Genomic DNA, 24,468 nt, shown 5'->3' on the forward strand with positions numbered 1-24,468 from the left:
TATACAAATTTTATTGAATTTTTTATTTTAGAGGTTTAAACTATTCTTTAAACTTACCTAAAAATTGGGGGAGAGTTTAGAAAGGAAGCGATTTTTATGGTCAAAATGACGCGCGAGGAAATGGTTGAAACTGTTCCTCAACATGGATTTTTTGGGCATCCACGCGGCTTAGGCATACTGTTTTTTGTTGAATTTTGGGAACGTTTCAGTTATTACGGTATGCGTGCTATTTTGCTGTACTATTTATACTTCTCCGTAAGTCAAGGCGGACTAGGATTAGATAAAATTACTGCTCAGCAAATTATGGCAATGTACGGCTCACTGATATTTATGACAGGTATTCTAGGTGGTTGGGTTGCAGATAGATTACTTGGTTCGAGAAGATCCTTACTCTTAGGCTCTATATTGATTATGTTCGGTCACGTTGTATTATCTTTACCATTTGGATTGGGCGCATTTTTAATCTCTATGATTCTTATTATTATCGGGTCAGGCTTAATGAAGCCAAACATTTCTAATGTTGTAGGTGGCCTATATCACAAAAATGATAATAGATTAGATGCGGGATTTGTTATTTTCTATATGTCAGTTAATATGGGGGCTTTATTATCACCTCTTATTATTGACAAAGTACGTTTGAATGTTGGTTTCCACCAAGGTTTCTCTATTGCAGCATTTGGTATGTTCTTAGCTTTAATAGCTTACGTACTATTCCAAAGAAAAAGTCTTGGTGAAGTTGAGAACTTCCCTTCAAACCCTTTAAATCATAAAGAAAAAATTAAATACTCTAAAATATTTACATATAGTACGATAGGTATTCTTATATTATTAGGTATTTTATACTTAGTTGATCAACTTACATTTAATTCTATAAGTTTAATTGTCTTAATAGTCGGAATAGTAGTACCATTTATTTACTGGTCTATTATGTACCGAAGTCCAGATATTGATAGTACCGAGAAATCTCGATTGTTAGCTTATGTACCACTATTCTTAGCTTCAGTACTTTTCTGGAGTATACAAGAACAAGGTTCAAACGTTCTAGGTGTATTTGCTCAAGAGAAAACACAATTAGATTTATCTGTGTATGGTATTAACTTCGAAATTCCAGCTGGTTGGTTCCAATCAATCAACCCATTTTTCATCGTAATATTTGCACCAATTATTTCAATGCTATGGCAAAAATTAGGTAAATATAACCCTTCTACACCTCTTAAATTTGTAATTGGTCTTACTTTTGCAGGTGTGTCATTCATTGCGATGATGATTGCAATGTCTATGCAACAAACTGAGTTAATGAATCCTATATGGCTAATTTTAAGTTTCTTCTTATGTGTAATTGGAGAGCTATGTTTATCTCCTACAGGATCAAGTGTTTCTGTGAAACTTGCACCAAGAGCATTCTCTGCACAAATGCTAAGCTTATGGTTCTTAACTAACGCAACTGCACAAGGAATCAACGGACAACTTGTAAAATTAATAAAACCATTAGGACACCAAAATTACTTCGGTCTTATTGGTGCAATCGCAATTGTTGTAGCATTAATTGTGCTTGCTATGACACCAAAAATCAAAAAACTTATGCAAGGTATACATTAAAAGAAGCCCAATCAATAGATTGGGCTTCTTTTATCATTTATATTGAGTTTGTTAGCTTAATTCTTGTGATATTAAATAATGAAATACCACAATTACTTTATAGATTCGGATAAGTTTTTCTGTTTATTATATTCTCCATTTTCACCTAAGAAGTATTCTTCTACTTCTTTCCAATTGTATACTTTTGGCCACTTATCATAATCAATATTATGTGCTGCTGCATACATAATTGAATGATTATTAAAGCTTTCTAATTGTCTAGGATTGTCATCGATTAAGTAATCTGTATTTACAATTCCTTTATCACCGCAAAATACAAAATGTTGTGGATCAATAAATGGTAAGTGTTCTCTTAACCAAGCATATTTATCAGCAAATGATGTAGGTACGTCCATTGCAGCTGTAACGATAAAAACATCATAATATTCGTTTAATTTTCTTACAACATCTACAGCATCATCAAATACTTCTAAATCTCTGAAAAATCCATCTTCCCTAAGAATATCAGTTAAAATACCTTGGTGTTCAGGCATCATATTTCTAATTTTACTACCTTTTAGTTCTTCCATAGTAACATTTGAAGAAGTTTCTTGATTATAACGCATTAATAATTTTTTAATTGTATCAACTAACACTTCATCCATATCAATACCGATTGTTTGTTTCGCCATTATACCTTCTCCTTTTATATCTCATGTATACTATTATAACAAAGAACTTATTCACTTTCCTTTTTTATGAATTCACTTTTTCGAAAAAGGTTTCTAATACTTTAATCATTTTATCATTATGCTCACTAAAACCAACTGTAATACGAACTCCATTAGGAAACGGCCTTGTGATAAAACCTTCTTTTAATAATTGATCGTATAGTTCTTGAGGTTTATCTGTGTTTACGAATACAAAGTTTGTTTGACTGTCATATAAATGTTCTTTAAACGAAGAATTTAAGAATTTTTCAATTTCAGTTCTATTCTTGTTAGTAATATCTTTTAAATATTCTTGATCTTGTAACGCTGCGTTAGCTGCAACTGCGGATAGTGACGTTACATTGAAAGGTAGACGAACAATATCAAGTTGGTTGAGTAATGATTCATCGGCAATCGCATATCCAATTCGTTGTGATGCTAAGCCATATGCTTTAGAAAATGTTCTTAATACAACAACTTGTTTATATTTATCTAATAATTCTAAACTTCTAGGCATATCTTCAGCAACAGCGAACTCTATGTATGCTTCATCGATTAACACGATAATATTATCTGGAACTTTTTTAATAAACGATTCTAGTTCCTCGTGTGGTAAATATGTTCCAGATGGATTGTTAGGATTACAAATCCATATTAATTTCGTCTTATCAGTAATTTCTTCGTACATTGCATCTAAATCAAAATAACCATTATTAAGTGGCGTCGTCTTAACTTGTGCACGTTCAATGACGGCATGATGTTTATATTGTCCAAACGTCATATCACTCGTTAATATTTCATCATCTGCTTCTAATACTGTTCTAGAAATAATCATGATAACTTCATCTAAACCAGATCCAAAAAATATTTGTTCTTTCTTTACGTTTAAAAACTGACTCAAAGTATCTTTTACATCAAATTGTTTCACTTCTGGATAATAAAATAACTCATCTAGACTTTCTTGTATTGCATCTTTAACTTTCGGAGAAGGGCCGTACAAATTTTCATTTGAAGCAAGCTTTACCATATCCCCTTCAATGCCGTACTTTTCTTTTAGTTGCCTTGGTGATAAACCAGGCTGATAAGCCTGTAACTCTTTTAATTGTTGCTTCATATCCTATGACCTCCATATTTAAAAATAAGTGTGACATAGAAATCTAATCGTCCTCATAAAATTTCTATGTGTCACTCCGTTAAAGATAACTAGATTGAAAGACTTGATACAAGGACATTTTCAAACCAGATATCCATTGCAAATATAACATTTAAGGCTGAGTCATTTGTTTATGTCTCAGCCTCAATTAAATAATATTATAGACCTAACCATTTTCATAAATCAATGGCTTTAGTCAATTAGATTATTCTTCTTTAAATATTCTTCTGCAACTTGATATGCATCTTCATCTTTTACCGTAACACGATAATTCATTTCTTGCATTTCTTCGTCACTAATTTTACCTTTTAATTTGTTCATTGCTTTCACTACATCAGGATGCTTTTCAACAGTTTCTTTTTTCATCATTGGTGCGCCTTGATATGGTGGGAATAACTTTTTGTCATCTTCTAATACAACCATGCCATATTCTTTTAATTCAGCATCTGTTGAATATGCATCTATTAAGTCAATATCATTACTTTCAATCGCTTGATAACGTAATTTAGGTTCCATTGTTTTTACATCATTGAATTTCAAGTTGTATTTATTTTGAATGCCTTTATAGCCATCTTCACGGTCGTTAAATTCTAGCGTAAAGCCTGGTCTAATATCATCTTCAACTTTTTTCAAATCAGAAATAGTTTTTAAATTATGTTTTTTAGCATATTCTTCTTTAACTGCTAAAGCATACGTGTTGTTGTATTTCATAGGTTCTAACAATTGCATATCAAATTTCTTTTCTAAACTATCATTTGCTTGATTATATACATCTTTTTCTGTTGTTGATTTAGGTGTTTCTTTAGTTAATTCTCCTAATACAGTACCAGTGAATTCAAGATATCCGTCCACCTCATTAGATTTTAAAGCATTAAATAAGAATGAAGTCTTACCCATTCCAGCCTTCACATTTACCGTATTATCTGTTTCATCTTCAATTAAAATTTTATACATATTTGTGATAACTTCTGGTTCAGAGCCTAATTTACCTGCTAATGTAATTTTTTCACCTTTTTGTCCAAATAAAGGAGCGATAATTGTTATTAAGAAAACAAGTAAAATTGCGCCTAGAATAATAATCGATTTCTTGTATGAAATTTTCTCTAACATTCTTAAGAATACGTCGAAGAATATAGCAAGAATTGCAGCTGGTATCGCACCTAATAATATGAGTGATGAATTATTACGATCAATACCAAGTAATATTAAATCCCCTAGTCCTCCTGCACCAATTAAAGCTGCTAACGTAGCAGTACCAATAATTAATACCATAGCTGTTCTAATACCAGCCATCATTACTGGCATAGCGAGTGGTAATTCGACTTTAGAAAGTCTTCTACCTGTTTTCATTCCTATACCTCTAGCCGCTTCAATAAGGGAAGGATCTACTTCTTTGATTCCTGTATATGTATTTCTTAAGATTGGTAATAATGCGTAAATAACCAATGCAATTATAGCTGGAATACGACCAATACCAAACAATGGAATCATCAACCCTAGCAAGGCTAGCGAAGGGATTGTTTGGAGAACTGCCGCAATGTTAATTACAACTTCAGCAATTTTATCTGTTTTTGTAAGTAAAATACCTAATGGAACAGCGATAACAACTGCAATAAGTAAAGCAATAAACGATAATTGAATATGTTCCAGTAACGTTTCTAGCAATTGTCCTTTTCTACTAGATAATGTTTCGAATAATACATTCATTATGAAACACCTCTATTCTTATCAGCTAAGTAACTAAAAACATACTGCCTAGTTACAATATGGCTTGGTTCCTCTTCGCCTTTATCCATTACAATTGCTTCATGTTCAGCTAACAATCCATATATATCATCAATGGTTTGTGTTGGTGTTACTTTAGGATAAACATCTATAGAAGTTGGGTGAACTTCTGAAATAGGTTGCGCGATATCTCCTAACTGTACTTGTTTTAGTACATGAGCATCCATATTACCAATAAATGATTTAACAAATTCATTTTTAGGATGGTGAATAAAATCTTCTGTTGTGCCAATTTGTTCAACATGTCCCTCATTTAAGAGGCAAATACGGTCTCCCATTTTCATCGCTTCTTCTATATCATGTGTGACAAATATAATTGTCTTGTTAATTTCAGATTGCAACTTCAGTACATCATCTTGTAAATTTTTACGACTAATTGGATCTAAAGCGCTGAATGGTTCATCCATAAGTACTACCGGTGGATCTGAAGCCAAGGCTCTTATAACACCGATTCTTTGTTGTTGTCCACCTGATAATTCACTAGGGTATCGATCTCTAAATGTATCTGGGTCTAACCCTACCATATTCAATAATTCATCAACGCGTTTTGCAATATCTTGTTTTTTCCACTTTTTCATTTCAGGTACTTGTGAAATATTTTCTTTAATCGTCATATGTGGGAATAAAGCAATTTGTTGTAATACATAACCTATATCCCATCTCATTTCAGAAACATCATAATCACTAATTGGTTTATCATTAAAATAAATATATCCATCTGATAAATGAATCAAGCGATTAATCATTTTAAGCGTCGTTGTTTTCCCACACCCCGACGGTCCGATTAATACAAAAAATTCCCCTTTATCTACGTTGAAACTAACGTTATCAACCGCTTTTTTAGTACCATATAATTTTGAAACATTTTTAAATTTAATCATCCCAATATACCCCACATTTCCTTTTATTGTTCAAAATTAGATTTATCTTTATAATCATTTACCCTCAATAAACAATAAAATTCATTGTTTTTTAAATTGGTTGTTTATATTTTTTAATTGTATCAATAAATATTGGACAATAGTGTTTTAATTTATAACTACCTATTCCATCTATCATAATCATTTCTTTTTTAGATTCAGGTAGGCGTTTCGCAAATTGTTCTAAAATTTGGTCAGAAAAGATAGATAACGGGGATACTTCTAACTCTTTACTTAAGTCTTTTCTAACTTCAACTAGACGATTAAATAATGAGCGGTCTACATCTGTTATTGTTTGTATATCTACAATCTCTTTAGGTTTAGATTTAAATGGTGTTGTCATAATTTGTACATTACCTCTTAAAACTTCCATCGCTGATTGGTCAACACTCAATACTTCTTTATATTCATTTAAATATCCTTTAAACCTCAACTCGTCTAATAAATGGTGACATTCGTTTGTAGTATAATCTTTTAGTATCCCATAAGTACTTAGCTCTTCATATCCTAAAGATGTTATCTGAGTTGATTTCTCACCTCTAAGTACTTGTATAATCATATTCCGTTTTTCTTGTTGTTTTAATCTCGCAATGCAACTTAAAATTTTCTGTGCTTCAGTAGTCATATCGTATGATTTTTTAGCTTCTAAACAACTTGAACATCTTCCGCACTCTTCAAGTTTTTCATCAGGGTTGAAATAATGAATCATCATCGCTTCAAGGCATTTCGTTGTCTTCGTGTATTGAATCATTTGTCTTAACTTCTCGCCTTGTTTTTCTTTATATTCATCATCCGCTTGGCTAGAAGAAATAAAGAATTTTTGTAAATCAATATCTCTATCAGAGAATAGCAATATACATTCACTGTCTAATTGATCTCGTCCTGCTCTACCTGCTTCTTGATAATAAGACTCGATGTCTTGAGGCATATTATAATGAATCACAAATCTCACATTAGATTTATCTATTCCCATTCCGAAAGCATTGGTAGCGACTGCTAATTTTATATCATCATCTATAAATTTTCTTTGTGCACGTTCTCTTTCTTCTTTCGGCAAACCAGCGTGATACATAACATTTTTTATATCTAAATCGTCAAAAGTCTCACTAAGTTGTTCTACTTGTTTTCTTGTTGAACAATAAATGATGCCTGATTGATTAATATGACTTTTTACATAATCTTTGACGAAGTTCAATCTTTGGTACGTACTATTTACTTTAAATGTTAAATTTTCACGTTTAATAGAAGTTTCAACAATATCTTGTTCTGCTATTCCTAGTTTCTGTGAAATATCTTCTTGTACTTCTTGAGTAGCCGTAGCAGTTAATGCAACTAATCTAAAATGATGTGGTAAACTCATAACATGAGTTATCACTTCTTGATAACTCGGCCTAAAATCATGTCCCCATTTAGATATACAATGGGCTTCATCAAATGCTATAAGTTGAATATTACATTTATTTATTAATTGTACAAATTGTGGTTGATTAAAGCGCTCTGGTGCAATATATAGGAATTTAACTTGTCCTGAAACAAGTTCTCTTTCTACTCTATTCTTCTCTTTATTTGTTAATGTACTATTTAAAAATTCAGCTTTAATCCCCATAGACCTTAAGCTGTCAACTTGGTCTTTCATTAAGGAGATTAAAGGACTGATAACAATTGTTACGCCATCTAAATAAAGTCCTGGTACTTGATAACAAATTGATTTACCTCCGCCAGTCGGCATAACACCTAATGTTGGTCGATGATCAATCACTTTATCAATAATTTCTTTCTGTCCATCTCTAAATTGTTGATACCCAAAGTATTCTTTTAAAATATTTTGCATCTATATTACACCTCTATATGCTTATAATCTGTCTGATAAGGATGACCAACGCATATAATCCTCTTCATATTGCGTTTCAATCGATGTCTTTTCTTGAGTCAATTCGTTTAATTTCTCATAGTTTGTAGCGTTATCTATCATTTCTTGTTCTATTTCTTCTAATCTTGTTTCGATATATTCTATATTATTTTCTAATTCTTCTAGTTCTCTTTTCTCTTTGAATGATAACCTTGCGTTCGCTTTTGGTTTCTCTTCTTGTTTAACTTCAGCTTTATGTTGTTGATTAGCTTTTTTATCTAATTCACGTTTATAAGCTAAATAATCTTCAAAAGTGCCTAACAATGGTTCTACTTGTTTATCATGTATATACCAATATTTATTAGCCACTTTATTTAAGAAGTATCTATCGTGACTAACTGTAATTACAGTTCCGCCAAATTCTGTAATATACGCTTCTAAAATTGTAAGTGTTTCTGTATCTAAATCATTAGTCGGTTCATCTAGTATAAGAACATTTGGTTCATGGACTAATAATTTTAATAAATATAAACGTTTTTGCTCTCCACCTGAAAGTTTATTAATTTGAGTACCATGTGTTTGACTAGGGAATAAGAAACGTTCTAGTAACTGCGTAACAGATACTACAGTACCATCTTTTTCTTTTGCCACTTCACTTTCTGCTCTTAAGTAATCAATCATTCTTTCATCAGAACTCAAACTATCATCTTGTTGTTTGAAATAAGCAATTTTAACAGTTTGACCAGTAATTAAGTTGCCTTGATATGACTGATCTAAACCACTAATAATGTTAAGCAAAGTCGTTTTACCCACTCCATTTTCACCGACAATACCTATTCGGTCTCCTTTTTGTATGATTGTAGTGAAGTTTTCAAATAGTGTTTTATCACCTATAGATTTTGTAATGTCTTCTAGCTCAAATACTTGTTTCCCTAATCGAGAATGAGCTAAGTTAAGACTTGCTTCACCTTGAGTTTTCTTATTAGATAAATCTTCTTCTAGAGTATTAAATCTTTGTATTCTAGCTTGTTGTTTAGTAGATCTTGCTTTAGCGCCTTGTCTCATCCAATGTAATTCTTGTCTATATAGCGCTTTTTTCTTTGTATGTTGTTGAGCTTCTATTTCTTCTTTTTCTGCTCTTGCTTGAATATATGCTTCATAATTACCAGGATAACTTGTCAGTTTTCCATTAGACAACTCAACGATACGTGAAGCAACTTGATTTAAGAAGTGACGATCATGCGTAACGAACATAATGGTATGTGGGTATTGTTTAATATAATTTACAAGCCATTCTATACCTTCTATATCTAAATGGTTTGTTGGTTCATCTAATAAAAGCAAATCAGGTTTACGTATTAATTCTTTAGCTAATGCTACACGTTTCTTCTGACCACCACTTAATTCAGATATTTTTTTGTGGTAGTCATTTATACCTAATTTTGATAAAATTGTTTTGACCTCTGCACTGTAATCCCAGGCGTTCAATCTATCCATATGAGATTGATATTCCATCATTAAATCAAGGTCTTTAGATTCACCAGTTTGTTGATATTTATTCAATGCATTTTCATAATTTGCTATAACCTTCGTCATCTCTGTTTCATTATTTAGTACTTCATCTATTACAGATAAAGTTCCATTTAATTCAGGTTTTTGGCTAGCATATGCAATTTGATATTGATTAGGGTAAGATGTCTTTGCATCATAATCATCATCTATATTCGCGATGACCTTTAGCAAAGTACTCTTACCAGTTCCGTTAATGCCAACAAGTCCTATTCGTTCTTTATAAGAAATGGATAAATCCAAATCATTAAATATAACTTTATCACCATATTGTTTATTAAGGTGTTCAATTTTATATGCTTCCATGTTTTAACATCCTTTAGTTTTCTCAGTTTTCAATTAATATATTATACACTCTTTTTACAATAAAAGATACGAAGGAGCACAAACAATGCAAGAGTTTTTTATAACGCTTCCACCATATTTACAAGCATTATTAGCAGGTATTATCACTTGGCTACTTACAGCTTTTGGATCGTCATTTGTTTATTTATTTAAGAACATAGATACAAAAGTTATAAATACAATGCAAGGGTTTGCAGCAGGTGTGATGATAGCTGCTAGTTTTTGGTCTTTATTACAACCTTCTATAGATCAAAGTTCAGATTCAGCCATGCCTTGGTTACCAGCTGCAATTGGTTTCTTACTAGGTGGGTTTTTCATTAGATTATTAGACTTTGTCATTCCACATGCGCACCAAAATGCACCTGATAAAAGCCAAAGAGTTGAAGGACCAGACACTAAACTTGGAAAGAATACATTATTATTCTTAGCCATCACTCTACACAATATTCCTGAAGGTATGGCAATAGGTGTAGCTTTTGGAGGTGTTGCTACAGGTAATGAAGGCGCTACTTTATTAGGTGCACTTGGTTTAGCGATTGGTATTGGTATACAAAACATACCTGAAGGCGCAGCATTATCTATGCCTATACGTGCCTCTGGTCTTTCAAGGTGGAAAGCATTTAACTATGGACAAGCTTCAGCGCTAGTTGAACCAGTATTTGCAATGTTAGGCGCATTATTAGTAGTTCTTGCCACGCCTATATTACCGTATGCATTAGCTTTTGCAGCAGGTGCGATGATATTTGTTGTCGTTGAAGAATTAATACCAGAATCACAATCAGGAAATAATACAGATTTAGCAACATTAGGATTAATGGGTGGATTTACGATTATGATGATATTAGATGTTGCATTAGGATAAACAGCGAATTGAACAATAAAAATAAGCATATCACTTTTTAACTAATATATTAGTTAAGTGATATGCTTATTTATTTTAAATTAAGACTTATGTCTCAAACTATTTTTCTTATTCTTCTTGATAGCCATTGCCAGATTTATATTCATAGCTTGATGGTTTTATTTTCTTGAAGTCTGGATTGTCATAGAATCTGAATAAGTCACCATGTAATAACTGATCTGACAATTCAAGTTCTTTTTCTACTTTATTTTTATTTTCTTGTAAGTCTTGCGGTTTAGTCTTCATCGGTTTGTTAGTCTTATTATCATAAACTGCGCTACCTATTGATTTATACTCAGGTGTAATGAAGTCACCATTTCTAAATGCTACTGTTTCATCGTGACCTTTTGATAATAAGTCTGTACCAAACATAATGTAGTTACTAGCGTCAATGCCTAATACATCTAGTAATGTAGGCATAACGTCTACTTGACCACCATAAGTTTCATCAACTCCACCTTCTAATCCAGGAACTTTCATAAAGAACGGTGTTCTATTTAAGTCCATAAATTTAGCAGGTGTAATCTCATCTTCACCTAATAGGTTTGCCATGGCTTTGTTATGGTTCTCAGAGATACCATAATGGTCACCGTAAATCATGATAACAGAGTCATCATAAAGACCTTCTTTTTTAAGTTGATTCACAAATTCTTCTAACGACTCATCTAAATAACGCGCTGTTTGAACGTAACCATCAAGCGTCGCACTACCTGTGTTTGGTTTTTCAATCGTTGCATCTTCTTTACTTAATGTAAATGGATAATGGTTAGTTAACGTAATTAAATGAGAGTAGAATGGTTCTTTCTGCTCTTTAAGATGTGCAATCGACTCGTCGAAGAACACTTTATCTTTAAGACCTAAGTTTTCTTGATTCTCTTGTTTCATGTCGTAATACGTTGCATCATAAAACTTATCAACACCAAAATGTTTATACACTTGATCTCTATTCCAGAATGTTTTGTAGTCACCGTGCATCACAGATGTTTCATAACCTTGTTTCTGGTTTAAAATCGCTGGTAGAGATTGATAAGTGTTATCTCCTTTTAATGAGAAAGCTGAACCTTGCGGAAGCCCGTAAATACTATTATCCATCGTTAACTCTGAATCGGCAGTCTTACCTTGTCCAGTTTGATGGAAAAAGTTTGGATAATATTTATATCCTTTATCACCTTTAGCAAGTGAGTTCAAGAATGGTGTAACTTCTTCCCCATTAACTTTAAAATCAATTAAGAATGATTGGAAACTTTCTAAATGAATTTTAATGACGTTTTTATCTTTGGCTATACCAAATGTTTCTTTACTAGGTTTTTGATATTTTTGCTTAGCATAATTTTTAACTTCAGTGAGATCATCTTCACTAGCTAACGCTTTTTGAGAGTTATTTTGAACTGTTTTAACACCATCATATACTGTGAAATTATATGGACCTAAATATTTAACTAAATATTTATGATCGAATGTTCTAGTAAGTAATTCTGGTCTATCAGCTTCAGCAAAAGCCAAATTTAAAAATGCTAATGCTACCGCAACGCCCATTACTACTGGAACGAACTTCTTAGGAAATGCTTTTGTATTAAGCCACTTGCTCTTAAATACAAGAACAAATAAGAATATAATCGTATCAGTGAAGTAAATAAAGTCATACCATGAGAATGAGCTATATACAGCACCAGACATAGATTCAACGTTACTTACTTGGTTCAATGTACTAAATGTTAAAAAGTCAGAGAAGAATCTAAAGTACACAACATTCGCATATAACAGGAATGTTAGTATAAATCCTCCTATGAAAATAAACCAATAAGATTTACGCCCTTTAAAGAATAAAAACACACTTAATATTAATGCAACTAAGCTATATGGGTTCATTAATAGTATTAAATTTTGTACTAGTCCCTTTACCCCAAGTGACAAGTCCACATAATAGGCAAAATAAGTCTTCAACGCAATCGCTAAAACGGTTAGCAAGAAGAACGTAAAGACGCCTATCTTCCTATTTTTTGATTTCATACCTTTCCTCCGTATCTCAACTCACATCAATTTCCTTTATAAATTCATTACAAATTATTGACCGTTGTAATATTCTTGTAATATTAATAGATGTTCAGTATTATAATTTATACTACTTTACAAAAAAATTCAACTAAAAACCTATATCTACCACAAAAAATGTGTAAAAGTACATATAACCGTCACATTTTATGTTTCGATTTGTTTTTGCATTTCTTCTTGTAATTTATATTTTATGCCTGTCTTTATTTGTTTTACAAATTGTGCATGTTTTTTCATATTTTTTTCAGCTTCTTCAATACTTAATGTCTTAAAGATTATTTTGGAACCTTGTTTTTTCTGTGCAAGTTTATCTATGTGATATGAGGCAATAGTCCCTAGTTGAGGATAGCTTGATAAGGATTGATGATCATTCAACATAATAACGAGTTGATTTTCTTCATTTAATAAAACTGTACCTTTTTTAACGCTTAAGAATGATTGATCGTTAATTTCTCTATTAACGATTGATTCTCCCTCTAACGTTAACCCTGTTCTATTAAAACGATTGGATACCTTATACACTCTATTTTCTAGATTTTTTATTTCATCTTGTTTGAAATGTGACATACCTTCTCCTGAAATAATATGGAAGATGTCCGTGAAATAATTTAAAGCAAGTGTATATTGGTCTATACCCCAATCTGCCGTTTTAGTTTCTTCTAAATTGGCGAATAGTTTCTTTTGTAATGGTGAATAATTTCTAAAAAGCTCTATTTCATCGCCTTGTTGCAATAAACGTCCTTTATGTCCACCCATTCCTAATCTAATACTAGTAGATTTTGAACCTAACCATTCATCAGCCACTATTCCCCCTGCTATTGCAAGATATACCCTAGTACCTTTATGAGCATCCTCAAAACTGAGTACTTCTCCTTTATTCATTAAATGAATTTTATACGGTAATATTTTCTTGTCATCACGATATGCAGGAAAATGTGCACCGGTAATTGCAATTAATGTTGGTTCTGTGAATTGTATACTCGGCATTTTAAAAGTCATTTCTAACAATGCTTCATCTTCATCATTACCTACTAACATATTTGCTAATCTATGATTAAGTTGATCAATGGAACCATTTTTCACGATACCAATATGTTGGAATTTTTGTCTACCTAAATCTTGAATTGAAGTGTATAGACCAGGTTCTCTCATAATTAGTGACATGGTTTATACCCTCCACTCTCAATTGTTTCTCTATCTACAACATTTAAAACAACATCGTCACCAAAGTTTAATTTACATTTACTTTCTTCTCTATCAAACATTTCAACTTCTGTCCAACCTATAACTGGCCAACTACCATTTGTATCTGTAGTCGTAATAAAAAGCTTATCTCTTTCAATACATAAAGATCCTTTAGGAATAAATTGTTTATAACCCGAATTTTTAGAATGCAATCTGTGGCTTAACCCCGATAAGTATGGACAGCCTGGTGTGTGGCCAATCATAGAAACAAAGTATGTTCTTGATTCTAAAACTTGTATTTGTTCTTCATCTGACAAATCAGTTAGACCGTCAAAATCAGGCCCATATATCCCGCCTACAACCACATCGATTTCAACAGCAGTCTTACGAACTTCTCTATCCTTTAAGTCTTCTTTCTTTTTCTTAATTATACCTTCTATTAATTCATGCATATAATTGAAAGGTTGAGAAATATCATGATTCATCATCATATTATATGGGTGATAAACAACCATTAAACTATTTTCACTTGGTATAACCTCATCGATAAATGGCATATTTTTGTTTAGTATGTCCATTCTAAATTCATTTATTTCGTGCGTTAATTGTCTAGAAGGTTCTCTATCACTCATAACAGTTAGAGCAGAATCACCTTTAGGATATATGCGCATATAAAGACACCTCATTCTGTTTCGCTATATCATGTACCATTACTTGCGATAAAACACATCTGTTAAGTCTATAAAAACAGACGTAATTTGATTAACAAATAAACCTACAAATAATATTGATATCGCAAATCCTATATATAGAAAAGCAAAACTCTTCTTATTATTGTTTCTTCTCAAATGTGTTAACACAATATTCTTCATGTAAAAAACAACTAAAATGATAATTATTAAATATAATAATGCTAAGAACATTTATTTTCACCCGTCCTTATAAGATGGTATCTATTTTACTATTTGTCATCATAGATTGCCATCAAAATTTTAAATCTATCTCTATCCATTCTCTCAAACTATTAATCATAAACAGTTTAATTTTACGATTTTTAATACCATCTAATAACATATCCTTATTTATAATTCGTTCTTTTATTATCTCATCTCTTAGTAAAGATTGTCTCATACATCCATTTAAAATTTGATTACTAAATGGTGGTGTGAAATAATCACCATCTTCAAAAATAACGACATTTCCAATATCAAACTCGGTTATTTGATTCTCTTCGTTATAATATAATACAACATTCGTTTCATGTGAGTGTTCAAAATGTTTTCGCGCAGTAGTCTTATTGATTGTATATAACGTCGGAACTTCTTTAGCAAGCATTAATTGTGCTGTAAATGGTTTATTAGTATTACTCAATTCATTTATTTCCACTTGAAAATCTCCTAAGCGGTCCAATTCAATCCTTAACTTATATGTACCATTTGAGTGATTTTCTAAAGCGGTATCCAGTACATCATCCCATTGATTACGGTTAAAAGGGATATTCAATTCAGCAGCGCTTTTTTCAATTCTTCGAGTATGTTCTTTACGCCTGCTTACTTTTCCATTTTCAATACGTATAGTTTCTATTAAATGAACATTTGGATTATCTAGTATTTTTGTTTTCATTTTAAATTCTTTTATTTCTGCGTGAGGATTTGAATCAATTGTTATACCCGCCCCAACACCGTAGATGGATTTATCTTTCTTGTTTTGTATTGTACGAATTGGAACATTAAAAATATTTCTGCCATCAGGTAACATTAAACCGATTGTTCCACAATAAACACCTCTCGGTAATGTTTCAATTTCATGAATAATTTTCATAGTTGATTCTTTAGGAGCGCCAGTTATAGATCCACACGGGAATAAAGCTTGTAATATATGATATAAACTTTGATTAGAGGAAATTTCGCTATAAATCGTACTCGTCATTTGATATACGGTCTTATATTTCTCAATCATAAATAAATCGGTTGTTTTTACTGTACCTGTTTTAGAAATTTTACTTAAATCATTTCTTAATAAATCCACAATCATAACATTCTCAGCTTTATCTTTATTAGATTGATTAAGAACATCGAAATTAATTTTATCTTCTTCGTTATTTTGTCCTCTAGCAATTGTACCTTTCATTGGTTTCGTAACAATGCAATTATTTTTATTACGATATGGACCAGTTTGGAAGAATAGCTCGGGTGATACCGAAATAATGCTTTCATTATCGTTCTCGATATATGCTTGATAATCACCATTTGATTCATAAGTTAATAATTTAAAATAATGATAAGGTTTTTTTATACGGTTTCCTATTAAACGCGTCGTATAGTTCACTTGATAAGTGTTTCCTTTAATAATTTCATTATGTATGAAATGTATATTAGATTGTATCGTTTCTTCACTATCAACTAGGTGCCAATTTATATTTTTTAAAGATGTTTCATAAGCAGACTCATTTTCAAATTGATTAACAGGACTTTTATAAACTTGTAACGATCCGTAGTTTTCTTGATCATTATATACTTGCAATGCTTTATCGAAAGCTGGCGCACTTTCATAAGGTAAACTTAAGACTACATAATAACCACTACTCTGATAATACTCTGCTTTATTTATTAATTTTTCGACCTCTTCGATAGTATTAGCAACCATATAATAAATAGTTTTTTCAAACTTTAAATTTAATTTTTCTATATTATCTTTATCATTGATATATTTAAATTGTATATGTGCTTTCAACTTCAACACCTACCTTCGTAAGAAAATTTGCAATTTGCTCTTTGCCAAATTCGCTCAAAATAGATTCAGGATGATATTGAACCGCTTCAATTGGTAAGCTTTTGTGTCTTATTGCCATCGGAATATTCCCCTCAACCGTCCATGCTGAAATAATAAATTCATCTGGAATACAAGTATCATCTGCTATTAATGAATGATACCTCGTTACATTAAATGAAGACGGTAAGTTTTGGTATATTCCTTTACCATCATGTTTAATAGCAGCAATATGACCATGAATAGGCTTTTGACCGTTTACTATTTTTCCATTAAACGTAGCTATTAATAACTGAAACCCTAAGCAAACACCTAAAATAGGTATTTGTTTATGTATTTGATACAAATTTTCCATCAGCTTTGGATAATCGTTAGGGTGTCCCGGACCTGGTGAAACAATAACAGCTTTAGGGTTTAAACTATTAAGCATATCTATATTGATATCTTCATTTTTATAAATTCTAATTTCTTCATTAATAGTAATAATTTTTAAATATTCGTTAATGTTGTATGTAAAAGAATCATGGTTGTCTATCATAATAATCATAAAAATACCTTCACTTTGTTTATTATTTTCAGACCTATCATACCATATCATAAACTTGCTTTTACAATTTGATTGTATTATCATTTGTATATTCAATAAACTAAGAGGTTCCTAGCTCATACCCTCTATAAAAAACTAGACACTTCGTCTACCTTTTTTATAAAAGGCAGGCTTTTTTTATGCCTTTTTAAAGGAGAAAGATTATGTCAGAAACATTAAAAAATGATAAAGCACTTGTCGTTTTTAGCGGTGGCCAAGACAGTACGACATGTATGTTTTATGCGAAAGAAAATTTTAAAGAAGTAGAACTCGTTACTTTTCAATACGGACAAAGACATGATTTAGAAATAGAAGTAGCAGAAAATATTGCTAAAGAACAAGGTTTGAAACATCATATTCTGGACATGTCACTACTTTCACAATTATCTCCAAACGCTTTAACAGATCACAATATGGAAATCGAAAATAATGAAGATGGTATACCAAACACTTTCGTACCAGCTAGAAATTTATTATTCTTATCATTTGCTGGTGCACTTGCTTACCAAATCGGTGCTAAACATATCATCACTGGCGTTTGTGAAACAGACTTTAGCGGTTATCCAGATTGTAGAGATAGTTTTATTAAATCTATGAACTTATCTCTTAATTTATCAATGGATAAAGACTTTGTTATACATACACCTCTTATGTGGCTTAACAAGCAAGAAACATGGGCATTGAGTGATGAATTAGGCGCACTTGATTATGTTCGTGAACGTACTTTAACTTGTTATAACGGTGTTATTGCTGACGGATGTGGTGAATGTCCTGCATGCATATTAAGAAATCAAGGTTTATCACAGTATCTTGAATCGAAAGGAAGTCTATAATGTTACAACAAATATACCCTAGCGTTCAGCATCCATATGCTTTTGAACTGAATAAAGATTTTAATTTTTCTAGTGCTCATTACATCCCTTATGAAGAAGCTGGAAAATGCCATAATGTTCATGGGCATACATATTTCATTAATTTAACAATCGCTGGCGATGAATTGGACAAAATGGGATTTTTAGTGAATTTCAGTGAATTAAAATCACTTATACACAAGAGATATGACCATCGTTTATTAAATGATTTCGAAGAGTTTAAAGACAACAGCCCTTCAACAGAGCAAGTTGCTCAAACAATATATAATATTGTACAAGAATCATTAGATAATCGTGATAATAAACCTAAATGTGTACAAGTCTTTGTTAGAGAGACACCAACAAGTTATGTCGTTTATCGTCCTGTGAAACAGGGTGAAAATAATGCCTAAAATTCCTGTACTTGAAATATTTGGTCCGACTATACAAGGAGAAGGCTCGGTTATTGGAAGAAAAACCATGTTTGTTAGAACAAGTGGTTGTGATTATAGATGTAGTTGGTGTGATTCAAGCTTTACTTGGGATGGTTCTGCTAAAGATGATATTCGATTACTAGAACCTGAACAAATCCTTTCAGAACTAGATCAACTTGCTCCTAACCAATATCAACATGTCACTATTTCTGGTGGTAATCCAGCTTTAATTAAAAATATCGGCCCTCTTGTTGAAGCATTTAAAGAAAGAAATATTCAAACTGCTCTAGAAACACAAGGTTCTAAATTTCAAGAATGGATGGTGGATATAGACGACTTAACAATCAGTCCTAAACCACCAAGCTCTGGTATGAAACCAAGTCTACCTATTTTAGATGACGTGATTTCAAAATGTACTAAAGAGAGTTTATCTTTAAAAGTTGTCATATTCGATGATGAAGATTATAAATTTGCTAAAGATATTCACGCTCGATACCCAGACATTCCGTTTTATTTACAAGTTGGAAACCCTTATTTAGATGATAGTGTTTCAAATCACACAGAGAAATTACTAAGTAAATACGAAGAACTTATAGATAAAGTCATGAACGATACACTAAACGATATATATGTATTGCCACAATTGCATACATTACTATGGAGCAATAAAAAAGGCGTATAGCCAGAAGTCTCCAACCCTAGTCATCCTTGCCGGGGTGGGACTACGAAATCTATTTATTAAAATGAGATTTCTGTCCCACTCCCTCTTTTTTATTAGATCCAACCAGTTTATAAATCCCAAAAATTGCGATACCCACTATAATATATAACCACCAAGGTATGTATACTTTAGTCATATCTCCAAATGCTATGTTTGGTCCTATAATTATAATAGCTGGTATTATCCCTACTATAATTCCACCATATAAGCTTTCTTTTAACATTTTATACTTAGATTTATCAAAAATATATTTTTGAATAATACGAAATAAAGCTTTTACGATAAAGAATCCCGCAATAGGTACTATTATTAACATTGATATTAGCGATAATAGTGATGTTTTATAATCTGCAAAAATACCCGCTATTCCTGAGGTTATGAAGTATATACTATAGAAATAAACCATTCCCATCACAACCATATTCATAATCGCTTTGTTAGATTCATTAGGTAATTCCTCTAAAATTTCATCTGCATGACCTTTCACGTCATGACCAAAGAATTCAATAGCTGATCTACCGTTAGATGTCGCTTCTAGTAAGTGATCTAATACATCATTTAATATTACTTCTGTCTCATGTTCACTTACTCTTAAATCTGTTCGCACATATAATAAAAAATCTTCATACACTTCTAAATCTTCTTCATTTAATTGTTCACGCTTTTTATTGTTCAAATCAATCAGTTGTTTTGTTGTTTGCGTCATAATCTACACTCCTCGTTAATAGTTCATCGATTGGCCCTTTAATTTTATTCCATTCTCCTGTAACAATTTCTAGTTCTTCTTTACCTTTTTCTGTAATGAAATAATATTTTCTCTTTGGTCCTTGCTCGCTCGGTTTAACTTCACTATAAATAAATTCCTTATTTAATAACCTTAAAAGAATGGGATAAATCGTTCCTTCAGAGACTTCTGCGAATTGAAAATCATTCAATTTCTTAGATAATTCATAACCATACACAGGTTGTGATTGGATGATTGATAATATACATGCGTCTAATAGACCTTTTCTCATTTGTGTTCGAATTGACATGTTTATAACCTCTAATCTTTTATATCTATTTTGTATTACAAAGTAGCGTAAATTTATCTTATTATAATTTTCATATTTTTGTCAAATCGTAATTGAATTTTAATTGTCATACTATATTTCGTGATTAAATGAATAGAAATTGATATAATTCGAAGATGAGACTATTTTAAGGCAGGAGACAGACATGGCAATCCTAGTTATGATTAATATCATTCTCTGTATCGTCTTAATGTCATATAACTTTGTAGTAATGAATAAGAAACAGCACATCGATCATTATGCTATTTCTATAACAATTGCTTTGAATGGATTAGTATCTTTTATAATCATTAAAGAAATCAATTTCATCACGATTGCTGTAACAGCTATGTTACTTATATGGGCATTTTTACATACATGGATTCAGATTAGATACGTACCAAATTATATTCAAAATCAATTTTTCGTTCTTTATATAATAATTATTATTTTTAGTATGTCTTTAAATATTGTATTTTTAGACAGTGACGAATCAATTTATCAATCACTACCTTACTTTGGCGTGAGTTTATTTATCTTCGGTCAAATAATTGCTTATCTTTCGTTATTCACCGAACCAACTGAATTAAATGGAAGACGTCTTGCGAAGACTTACCAAAAAGGTATATATAAATACTTTATTCATCCAAGATTAGTAGGTGAAATCGTTACAATCGTTTCATATATATGTATGATAGTTCTAACGCCTCATTGGTTTTTACTCATTCCTGTATTTCTTATTTATATTTTCTTTATTTTATGGCAAAAACTATTCAAAACAACGAACTATGTTTCAGCTGAAAATTAATGGGTAAATATAGAAAGTAAGCAAGAAACATATAAGGAGGCACATACTATGTTGAGTTTTATAGTTATGTTAATCGTAGGCGGTTTAATCGGTTGGCTAGCCGGAGCAATTTTAGGTAAAGATATCCCAGGTGGTATCATTGGTAACATCATAGCTGGTCTAATTGGTTCAGCTATCGGTGGTAAAATTTTAGGAGAAATAGGCCCAGTATGGGGCGGCGTAGCAATTATTCCAGCTCTTATTGGCTCTATCTTATTAATCTTAGTATTATCATTTATCTTAAAAGCGGTTAGAAAATAATTGAAATTCTGAAATAAAGAAAAAATAAAAAACCACTGTGCTATTAGATTTGTCTAATGGCACAGTGATTTTTTATGTTATGCTCACAATATATCTTAATGTAAATATATAGATCCCATGATTAGTACAAACACTGAATTAGCTATTTCAATCATCCCCACTTGCATAATTTTAATTTTGCGTCCGTAAAGAACAATAGCTCTTACTAAACTTGGTATATACATAACCATGATAATTGGATGTATTAATAATCCAATTAATACAATAAACGCATGATAAAGCCATGAGCTCCATTTATACTTTTGAGATTTTTTCTCTCTAATCATCGTCTTAACATATAAAATGGTACCAAAGAAATATAGAAAACTAATAATAAAGACAGTAAACCATTTGTTTACATCTAATAATGATTGATTTAACAACGTACTAATTATACCAAATAGACAAAATATTATTACAGCTATTAAATCATTTGTAAATGCTCTTTCGTTTTTCTTTTTAGCAAAATAAGCATTAACTAGTGACAATGGTATCATAAGTAAAAATATGTAAAAAGTTTCAGGTCGTAAAATCACGATAGGAATAAACGAAATAAGTACAACAATAAAGAAAATGCCCGCTGTATACAAATACCCTTTCTGCTTTTTCCTCTTTTTTAAATAGAAAAATACTTGATCACTCATAAAATAAACTGCTAAAACACCTAAATATAGTAGTAAATGTAAAAACGAGAATCCTCCAACAGCAATACCAAAAGCAATTGGAAGTACAATCATTGACCACACACCGTGTTGATTAGGTTTTTTAAATTTAAACATAAAAACACCTCCACATACTCATTCTACTAAAAGAGATATATAAAATACATCTTATTTCAAACAAATTTGTGAAGGTTAATTTATTACATATCGCCTATTTTAACTTCGTCTGGATCTCTAAATTGTCTTTCATTAATATTCAAATCGTCTATTTTTTGAATGTCTTGAGCATTTAATTCAAAATCAAAGACATCAAAATTCTCTTTTATTCTATTATTATTTTGGGATTTTGGTATAACAAGTCTACCTTGTTGTAAATGCCATTTAATAATAACTTGAGCAACGGTTTTATCGTACTGTTGGGCAATACTTTTCAGCGTTTCATTGTTTAACCATTCTCCGCCTCTCATAAGTGGACTCCAAGCCATAACTTTTATACCTTTACTTTCGCAATAAGCTTGCAATGCATCTTGATTGAATAAAGGGTGAAACTCAATTTGATTAACAGCTGGCACTATTTCTGTTTCTGCTAATAAAGCATCTAAATGATGTTCTTTAAAATTACATACACCAATAGCTTTAATTTTGCCATCTTTATATAGTTGTTCTAATGCTTTATAAGTTTCTATAAATAATTCATCTTCTGGACATGGCCAATGAATTAAATACATATCTAAATATGTTAAATCTAAACTTTCCATTGATTGTTCAAATGCTTTTATTGTTCTATCATATCCTTGAAAATCATTCCACAGCTTTGTTGTAATAAATAATTCTTCACGTGGTACATTTAAATTTTTCAATGCTTTTCCTAACGCTTTTTCATTCTTATAGAACCAAGCTGTATCTATTGCACGGTATCCTGCATCTACTGCCGTTTGAACTACCCTTTCAACATCTTGATCTTCTATTTTGTAAATGCCTAATCCTAATTCTGGAATCTCTACATTGTTATTTAACTTGACCATTTTAAAATCCCCTTTATTTAGATTTCATACGCTCTCTTTTCGGCTCATATGAAAGTGTTTGAGTAAGTGTATTAAATTCCTCAGCTGTTAAATCTCGCCACTCTCCATATTTGATACCATCTAACTTAATGTTCATTATACGTATACGTTTTAACTTCTTAACATTATAGCCTAATGTTTCACACATTCTTCTAATTTGACGATTTAAACCTTGCGTTAAAATAATTTTAAAAGTTTTATCATTGAGTTGTTCTAATTTCGCCGGCAATGTCTTTTGATTTAATATAACAACACCATTAGACATATTTTTAATAAATTCTTTCGTGATAGGTTTATCAACTGTCACGACATATTCTTTTTCATGATGGTTTTCACTACGCAATATTTCATTTACAATATCGCCATCACTGGTAAGTAACAATAAGCCTTCTGAATCTTTATCTAATCTACCGATATGAAATATTCTTTCTGGGTGGTTCACATAATCTACTACATTGCCTTTAATATGCTTTTCTGTAGTTGAAGTAATGCCTCTCGGTTTATTCAAAGCAATATATACATAACCTTTATCAATCGTTATAACTTTATTATCAACTTTTACGACATCAGAATCTTCCACTTGTGAGCCTAAAGTTGCTAACTCATCATTTATCTTTACACGTTTATCATCTATCCATTTATCTGCTCCACGACGTGAACAGACACCAGCTTCACTTAAAAATTTATTAATTCTCATACCTATGGTTCCTCTCTTAATCCATCTTATATTATTATTCTACACGAAGAAAAAGATTAAAGAAAATAGAATACAAAAAAGAGTCTGGAACAGTTAATTATGTCCCAGACTCTTTTAAAAATTATTTTATTATATTATCGTAAGTCTTACTGTTAATAAAGAAGCGATCAAATATAAAAGTACCAAAAGGAATAAATGCTGAAATTAAAGCTACTATTGGCCATTTTATATGAATGCGCACTATGGTCGTCATTATTAAAATCATAATGAGATATAAAGAAAATAAAACGCCATGTAACATACCTATAACAGAGACTACAGTTGGAATATCTAACATATATTTAATTGGCATCGCTATTAATATTAATAATAACAACGAACCGCCTTCTAAATAGCCTGTAAATCTAAAAAGTGATGTTAAAGTTGTTTTATTCACGT

25 protein-coding genes are annotated in these 24,468 nt (G+C 31.2%); 7 read left to right on the forward strand and 18 right to left on the reverse strand.

Translation table 11 applies throughout. The annotated features are described in order from the left end of the window. Positions 1-96 precede the first annotated feature (96 nt). Positions 97-1,599, forward strand: coding sequence for a peptide MFS transporter (locus ACNMOQ_RS11265; RefSeq protein WP_135031305.1), 1,503 nt, complete (start codon positions 97-99; stop codon positions 1,597-1,599). A gap of 92 nt (positions 1,600-1,691) precedes the next feature. Here the strand turns inward: ACNMOQ_RS11265 and ACNMOQ_RS11270 are convergent, their stop codons facing one another. The 6 genes from ACNMOQ_RS11270 to ACNMOQ_RS11295 all read right to left on the reverse strand — a co-directional run bounded on the left by ACNMOQ_RS11270 (position 1,692) and on the right by ACNMOQ_RS11295 (position 9,870). Then, positions 1,692-2,270 carry a 5' nucleotidase, NT5C type gene (locus ACNMOQ_RS11270; protein ID WP_017000371.1) on the reverse strand — a complete coding sequence of 193 codons (579 nt, stop codon included), beginning with the start codon at positions 2,268-2,270 and terminating at the stop codon, positions 1,692-1,694. Between the two features lie 64 nt (positions 2,271-2,334). After that, complete coding sequence (gene hisC / locus ACNMOQ_RS11275; RefSeq protein ID WP_416349846.1) at positions 2,335-3,402, reverse strand: histidinol-phosphate transaminase; 1,068 nt, start codon at positions 3,400-3,402, stop codon at positions 2,335-2,337. Positions 3,403-3,633: 231 nt separating this feature from the next. Beyond that, positions 3,634-5,148 carry an ABC transporter permease/substrate-binding protein gene (locus ACNMOQ_RS11280; RefSeq protein ID WP_064204696.1) on the reverse strand — a complete coding sequence of 505 codons (1,515 nt, stop codon included), beginning with the start codon at positions 5,146-5,148 and terminating at the stop codon, positions 3,634-3,636. Next, positions 5,148-6,107, reverse strand: a complete 960-nt coding sequence (locus ACNMOQ_RS11285) for an ABC transporter ATP-binding protein (protein WP_017000373.1) — start codon at positions 6,105-6,107, stop codon at positions 5,148-5,150. Before ACNMOQ_RS11285 ends, ACNMOQ_RS11280 begins: the two co-directional genes overlap by 1 nt. Positions 6,108-6,198: 91 nt before the next feature. Continuing rightward, positions 6,199-7,977: a DNA helicase RecQ gene (gene recQ, locus ACNMOQ_RS11290; protein ID WP_017000374.1), complete on the reverse strand. Its 1,779-nt coding sequence runs from the start codon at positions 7,975-7,977 to the stop codon at positions 6,199-6,201. 21 nt (positions 7,978-7,998) lie between these two features. Further along, a complete protein-coding gene (locus ACNMOQ_RS11295) occupies positions 7,999-9,870 on the reverse strand; it encodes an ABC-F family ATP-binding cassette domain-containing protein (RefSeq protein WP_103268629.1) in 1,872 nt (623 codons plus the stop codon). A gap of 85 nt (positions 9,871-9,955) precedes the next feature. On the opposite strand from ACNMOQ_RS11295, the gene ACNMOQ_RS11300 reads away from it, so the two are divergent. Continuing rightward, entirely contained in the window at positions 9,956-10,771 is an 816-nt protein-coding gene (locus ACNMOQ_RS11300; protein WP_194201033.1) for a ZIP family metal transporter, read from the forward strand. A gap of 108 nt (positions 10,772-10,879) precedes the next feature. On the opposite strand, the gene ltaS is transcribed toward ACNMOQ_RS11300, so the two are convergent. The 6 genes from ltaS to ACNMOQ_RS11330 all read right to left on the reverse strand — a co-directional run bounded on the left by ltaS (position 10,880) and on the right by ACNMOQ_RS11330 (position 17,363). Then, positions 10,880-12,820, reverse strand: a complete 1,941-nt coding sequence (ltaS, locus tag ACNMOQ_RS11305) for a polyglycerol-phosphate lipoteichoic acid synthase LtaS (protein ID WP_017000377.1) — start codon at positions 12,818-12,820, stop codon at positions 10,880-10,882. Positions 12,821-13,009: 189 nt separating this feature from the next. Beyond that, complete coding sequence (locus tag ACNMOQ_RS11310) at positions 13,010-14,026, reverse strand: 5-oxoprolinase subunit C family protein (protein ID WP_064210861.1); 1,017 nt, start codon at positions 14,024-14,026, stop codon at positions 13,010-13,012. Next, complete coding sequence (locus tag ACNMOQ_RS11315) at positions 14,017-14,718, reverse strand: carboxyltransferase domain-containing protein (protein ID WP_017000379.1); 702 nt, start codon at positions 14,716-14,718, stop codon at positions 14,017-14,019. Before ACNMOQ_RS11315 ends, ACNMOQ_RS11310 begins: the two co-directional genes overlap by 10 nt. Positions 14,719-14,757: 39 nt before the next feature. Then, on the reverse strand, positions 14,758-14,919 hold the full coding sequence (locus tag ACNMOQ_RS11320) for a hypothetical protein (RefSeq protein WP_416349847.1): 162 nt from the start codon (positions 14,917-14,919) through the stop codon (positions 14,758-14,760). A 112-nt stretch (positions 14,920-15,031) separates the two neighbouring features. Next, a complete protein-coding gene (locus ACNMOQ_RS11325; RefSeq protein WP_416349848.1) occupies positions 15,032-16,780 on the reverse strand; it encodes a bifunctional chorismate-binding protein/class IV aminotransferase in 1,749 nt (582 codons plus the stop codon). Further along, entirely contained in the window at positions 16,758-17,363 is a 606-nt protein-coding gene (locus tag ACNMOQ_RS11330) for an anthranilate synthase component II (protein ID WP_070045684.1), read from the reverse strand. The genes ACNMOQ_RS11325 and ACNMOQ_RS11330 overlap by 23 nt, the downstream gene beginning before the upstream one ends. A gap of 203 nt (positions 17,364-17,566) precedes the next feature. On the opposite strand from ACNMOQ_RS11330, the gene queC reads away from it, so the two are divergent. From queC to queE, 3 genes are read left to right on the forward strand one after another with little or no spacing between them, the layout of a single operon-like run. Continuing rightward, complete coding sequence (gene queC / locus ACNMOQ_RS11335; protein WP_064204690.1) at positions 17,567-18,235, forward strand: 7-cyano-7-deazaguanine synthase QueC; 669 nt, start codon at positions 17,567-17,569, stop codon at positions 18,233-18,235. Next, complete coding sequence (queD, locus tag ACNMOQ_RS11340; protein ID WP_017000384.1) at positions 18,235-18,666, forward strand: 6-carboxytetrahydropterin synthase QueD; 432 nt, start codon at positions 18,235-18,237, stop codon at positions 18,664-18,666. The genes queC and queD overlap by 1 nt, the downstream gene beginning before the upstream one ends. Further along, positions 18,659-19,369, forward strand: coding sequence for a 7-carboxy-7-deazaguanine synthase QueE (gene queE, locus ACNMOQ_RS11345; RefSeq protein WP_278824593.1), 711 nt, complete (start codon positions 18,659-18,661; stop codon positions 19,367-19,369). Before queD ends, queE begins: the two co-directional genes overlap by 8 nt. 49 nt (positions 19,370-19,418) lie before the next feature. Here the strand turns inward: queE and ACNMOQ_RS11350 are convergent, their stop codons facing one another. Continuing rightward, the gene (locus ACNMOQ_RS11350) at positions 19,419-20,114 is read right to left on the reverse strand and encodes a DUF1129 family protein (RefSeq protein ID WP_416349849.1); all 696 of its coding nucleotides are present in this window, start codon (positions 20,112-20,114) and stop codon (positions 19,419-19,421) included. Continuing rightward, entirely contained in the window at positions 20,086-20,442 is a 357-nt protein-coding gene (locus ACNMOQ_RS11355) for a PadR family transcriptional regulator (protein WP_064204687.1), read from the reverse strand. The genes ACNMOQ_RS11350 and ACNMOQ_RS11355 overlap by 29 nt, the downstream gene beginning before the upstream one ends. 184 nt (positions 20,443-20,626) lie before the next feature. On the opposite strand from ACNMOQ_RS11355, the gene ACNMOQ_RS11360 reads away from it, so the two are divergent. Continuing rightward, positions 20,627-21,268, forward strand: a complete 642-nt coding sequence (locus tag ACNMOQ_RS11360; protein WP_064204686.1) for a hypothetical protein — start codon at positions 20,627-20,629, stop codon at positions 21,266-21,268. Between the two features lie 51 nt (positions 21,269-21,319). Beyond that, positions 21,320-21,568 carry a GlsB/YeaQ/YmgE family stress response membrane protein gene (locus tag ACNMOQ_RS11365; RefSeq protein WP_026023751.1) on the forward strand — a complete coding sequence of 83 codons (249 nt, stop codon included), beginning with the start codon at positions 21,320-21,322 and terminating at the stop codon, positions 21,566-21,568. Positions 21,569-21,663: 95 nt separating this feature from the next. Here the strand turns inward: ACNMOQ_RS11365 and ACNMOQ_RS11370 are convergent, their stop codons facing one another. From ACNMOQ_RS11370 to ACNMOQ_RS11385, 4 genes are all read right to left on the reverse strand, one after another. Further along, complete coding sequence (locus tag ACNMOQ_RS11370) at positions 21,664-22,386, reverse strand: YwiC-like family protein (RefSeq protein WP_064210855.1); 723 nt, start codon at positions 22,384-22,386, stop codon at positions 21,664-21,666. An 83-nt stretch (positions 22,387-22,469) separates the two neighbouring features. Further along, entirely contained in the window at positions 22,470-23,294 is an 825-nt protein-coding gene (locus ACNMOQ_RS11375; RefSeq protein WP_103268639.1) for an aldo/keto reductase, read from the reverse strand. 13 nt (positions 23,295-23,307) lie between these two features. Beyond that, the gene (locus tag ACNMOQ_RS11380; RefSeq protein ID WP_064204683.1) at positions 23,308-24,030 is read right to left on the reverse strand and encodes a pseudouridine synthase; all 723 of its coding nucleotides are present in this window, start codon (positions 24,028-24,030) and stop codon (positions 23,308-23,310) included. 121 nt (positions 24,031-24,151) lie between these two features. Beyond that, entirely contained in the window at positions 24,152-24,466 is a 315-nt protein-coding gene (locus ACNMOQ_RS11385) for a DUF3817 domain-containing protein (RefSeq protein ID WP_017000968.1), read from the reverse strand. Between the last annotated feature and the right edge of the window lie 2 nt (positions 24,467-24,468).

It is taken from the genome of Mammaliicoccus lentus, assembly GCF_947036595.1.
GTDB lineage: Bacteria > Bacillota > Bacilli > Staphylococcales > Staphylococcaceae > Mammaliicoccus > Mammaliicoccus lentus.

What these genes read in the sequence shown, in the direction of transcription:
- ACNMOQ_RS11265 (WP_135031305.1), top strand. Translation starts at nt 97, where the DNA reads ATGGTCAAAATGACGCGCGAGGAAATGGTTGAAACTGTTCCTCAACAT.
- ACNMOQ_RS11270 (WP_017000371.1), bottom strand. Translation starts at nt 2,270, where the DNA reads ATGGCGAAACAAACAATCGGTATTGATATGGATGAAGTGTTAGTTGAT.
- hisC (WP_416349846.1), bottom strand. Translation starts at nt 3,402, where the DNA reads ATGAAGCAACAATTAAAAGAGTTACAGGCTTATCAGCCTGGTTTATCA.
- ACNMOQ_RS11280 (WP_064204696.1), bottom strand. Translation starts at nt 5,148, where the DNA reads ATGAATGTATTATTCGAAACATTATCTAGTAGAAAAGGACAATTGCTA.
- ACNMOQ_RS11285 (WP_017000373.1), bottom strand. Translation starts at nt 6,107, where the DNA reads ATGATTAAATTTAAAAATGTTTCAAAATTATATGGTACTAAAAAAGCG.
- recQ (WP_017000374.1), bottom strand. Translation starts at nt 7,977, where the DNA reads ATGCAAAATATTTTAAAAGAATACTTTGGGTATCAACAATTTAGAGAT.
- ACNMOQ_RS11295 (WP_103268629.1), bottom strand. Translation starts at nt 9,870, where the DNA reads ATGGAAGCATATAAAATTGAACACCTTAATAAACAATATGGTGATAAA.
- ACNMOQ_RS11300 (WP_194201033.1), top strand. Translation starts at nt 9,956, where the DNA reads ATGCAAGAGTTTTTTATAACGCTTCCACCATATTTACAAGCATTATTA.
- ltaS (WP_017000377.1), bottom strand. Translation starts at nt 12,820, where the DNA reads ATGAAATCAAAAAATAGGAAGATAGGCGTCTTTACGTTCTTCTTGCTA.
- ACNMOQ_RS11310 (WP_064210861.1), bottom strand. Translation starts at nt 14,026, where the DNA reads ATGTCACTAATTATGAGAGAACCTGGTCTATACACTTCAATTCAAGAT.
- ACNMOQ_RS11315 (WP_017000379.1), bottom strand. Translation starts at nt 14,718, where the DNA reads ATGCGCATATATCCTAAAGGTGATTCTGCTCTAACTGTTATGAGTGAT.
- ACNMOQ_RS11320 (WP_416349847.1), bottom strand. Translation starts at nt 14,919, where the DNA reads ATGAAGAATATTGTGTTAACACATTTGAGAAGAAACAATAATAAGAAG.
- ACNMOQ_RS11330 (WP_070045684.1), bottom strand. Translation starts at nt 17,363, where the DNA reads ATGATTATTATGATAGACAACCATGATTCTTTTACATACAACATTAAC.
- queC (WP_064204690.1), top strand. Translation starts at nt 17,567, where the DNA reads ATGTCAGAAACATTAAAAAATGATAAAGCACTTGTCGTTTTTAGCGGT.
- queD (WP_017000384.1), top strand. Translation starts at nt 18,235, where the DNA reads ATGTTACAACAAATATACCCTAGCGTTCAGCATCCATATGCTTTTGAA.
- queE (WP_278824593.1), top strand. Translation starts at nt 18,659, where the DNA reads ATGCCTAAAATTCCTGTACTTGAAATATTTGGTCCGACTATACAAGGA.
- ACNMOQ_RS11350 (WP_416349849.1), bottom strand. Translation starts at nt 20,114, where the DNA reads ATGACGCAAACAACAAAACAACTGATTGATTTGAACAATAAAAAGCGT.
- ACNMOQ_RS11355 (WP_064204687.1), bottom strand. Translation starts at nt 20,442, where the DNA reads ATGTCAATTCGAACACAAATGAGAAAAGGTCTATTAGACGCATGTATA.
- ACNMOQ_RS11360 (WP_064204686.1), top strand. Translation starts at nt 20,627, where the DNA reads ATGGCAATCCTAGTTATGATTAATATCATTCTCTGTATCGTCTTAATG.
- ACNMOQ_RS11370 (WP_064210855.1), bottom strand. Translation starts at nt 22,386, where the DNA reads ATGTTTAAATTTAAAAAACCTAATCAACACGGTGTGTGGTCAATGATT.
- ACNMOQ_RS11375 (WP_103268639.1), bottom strand. Translation starts at nt 23,294, where the DNA reads ATGGTCAAGTTAAATAACAATGTAGAGATTCCAGAATTAGGATTAGGC.
- ACNMOQ_RS11380 (WP_064204683.1), bottom strand. Translation starts at nt 24,030, where the DNA reads ATGAGAATTAATAAATTTTTAAGTGAAGCTGGTGTCTGTTCACGTCGT.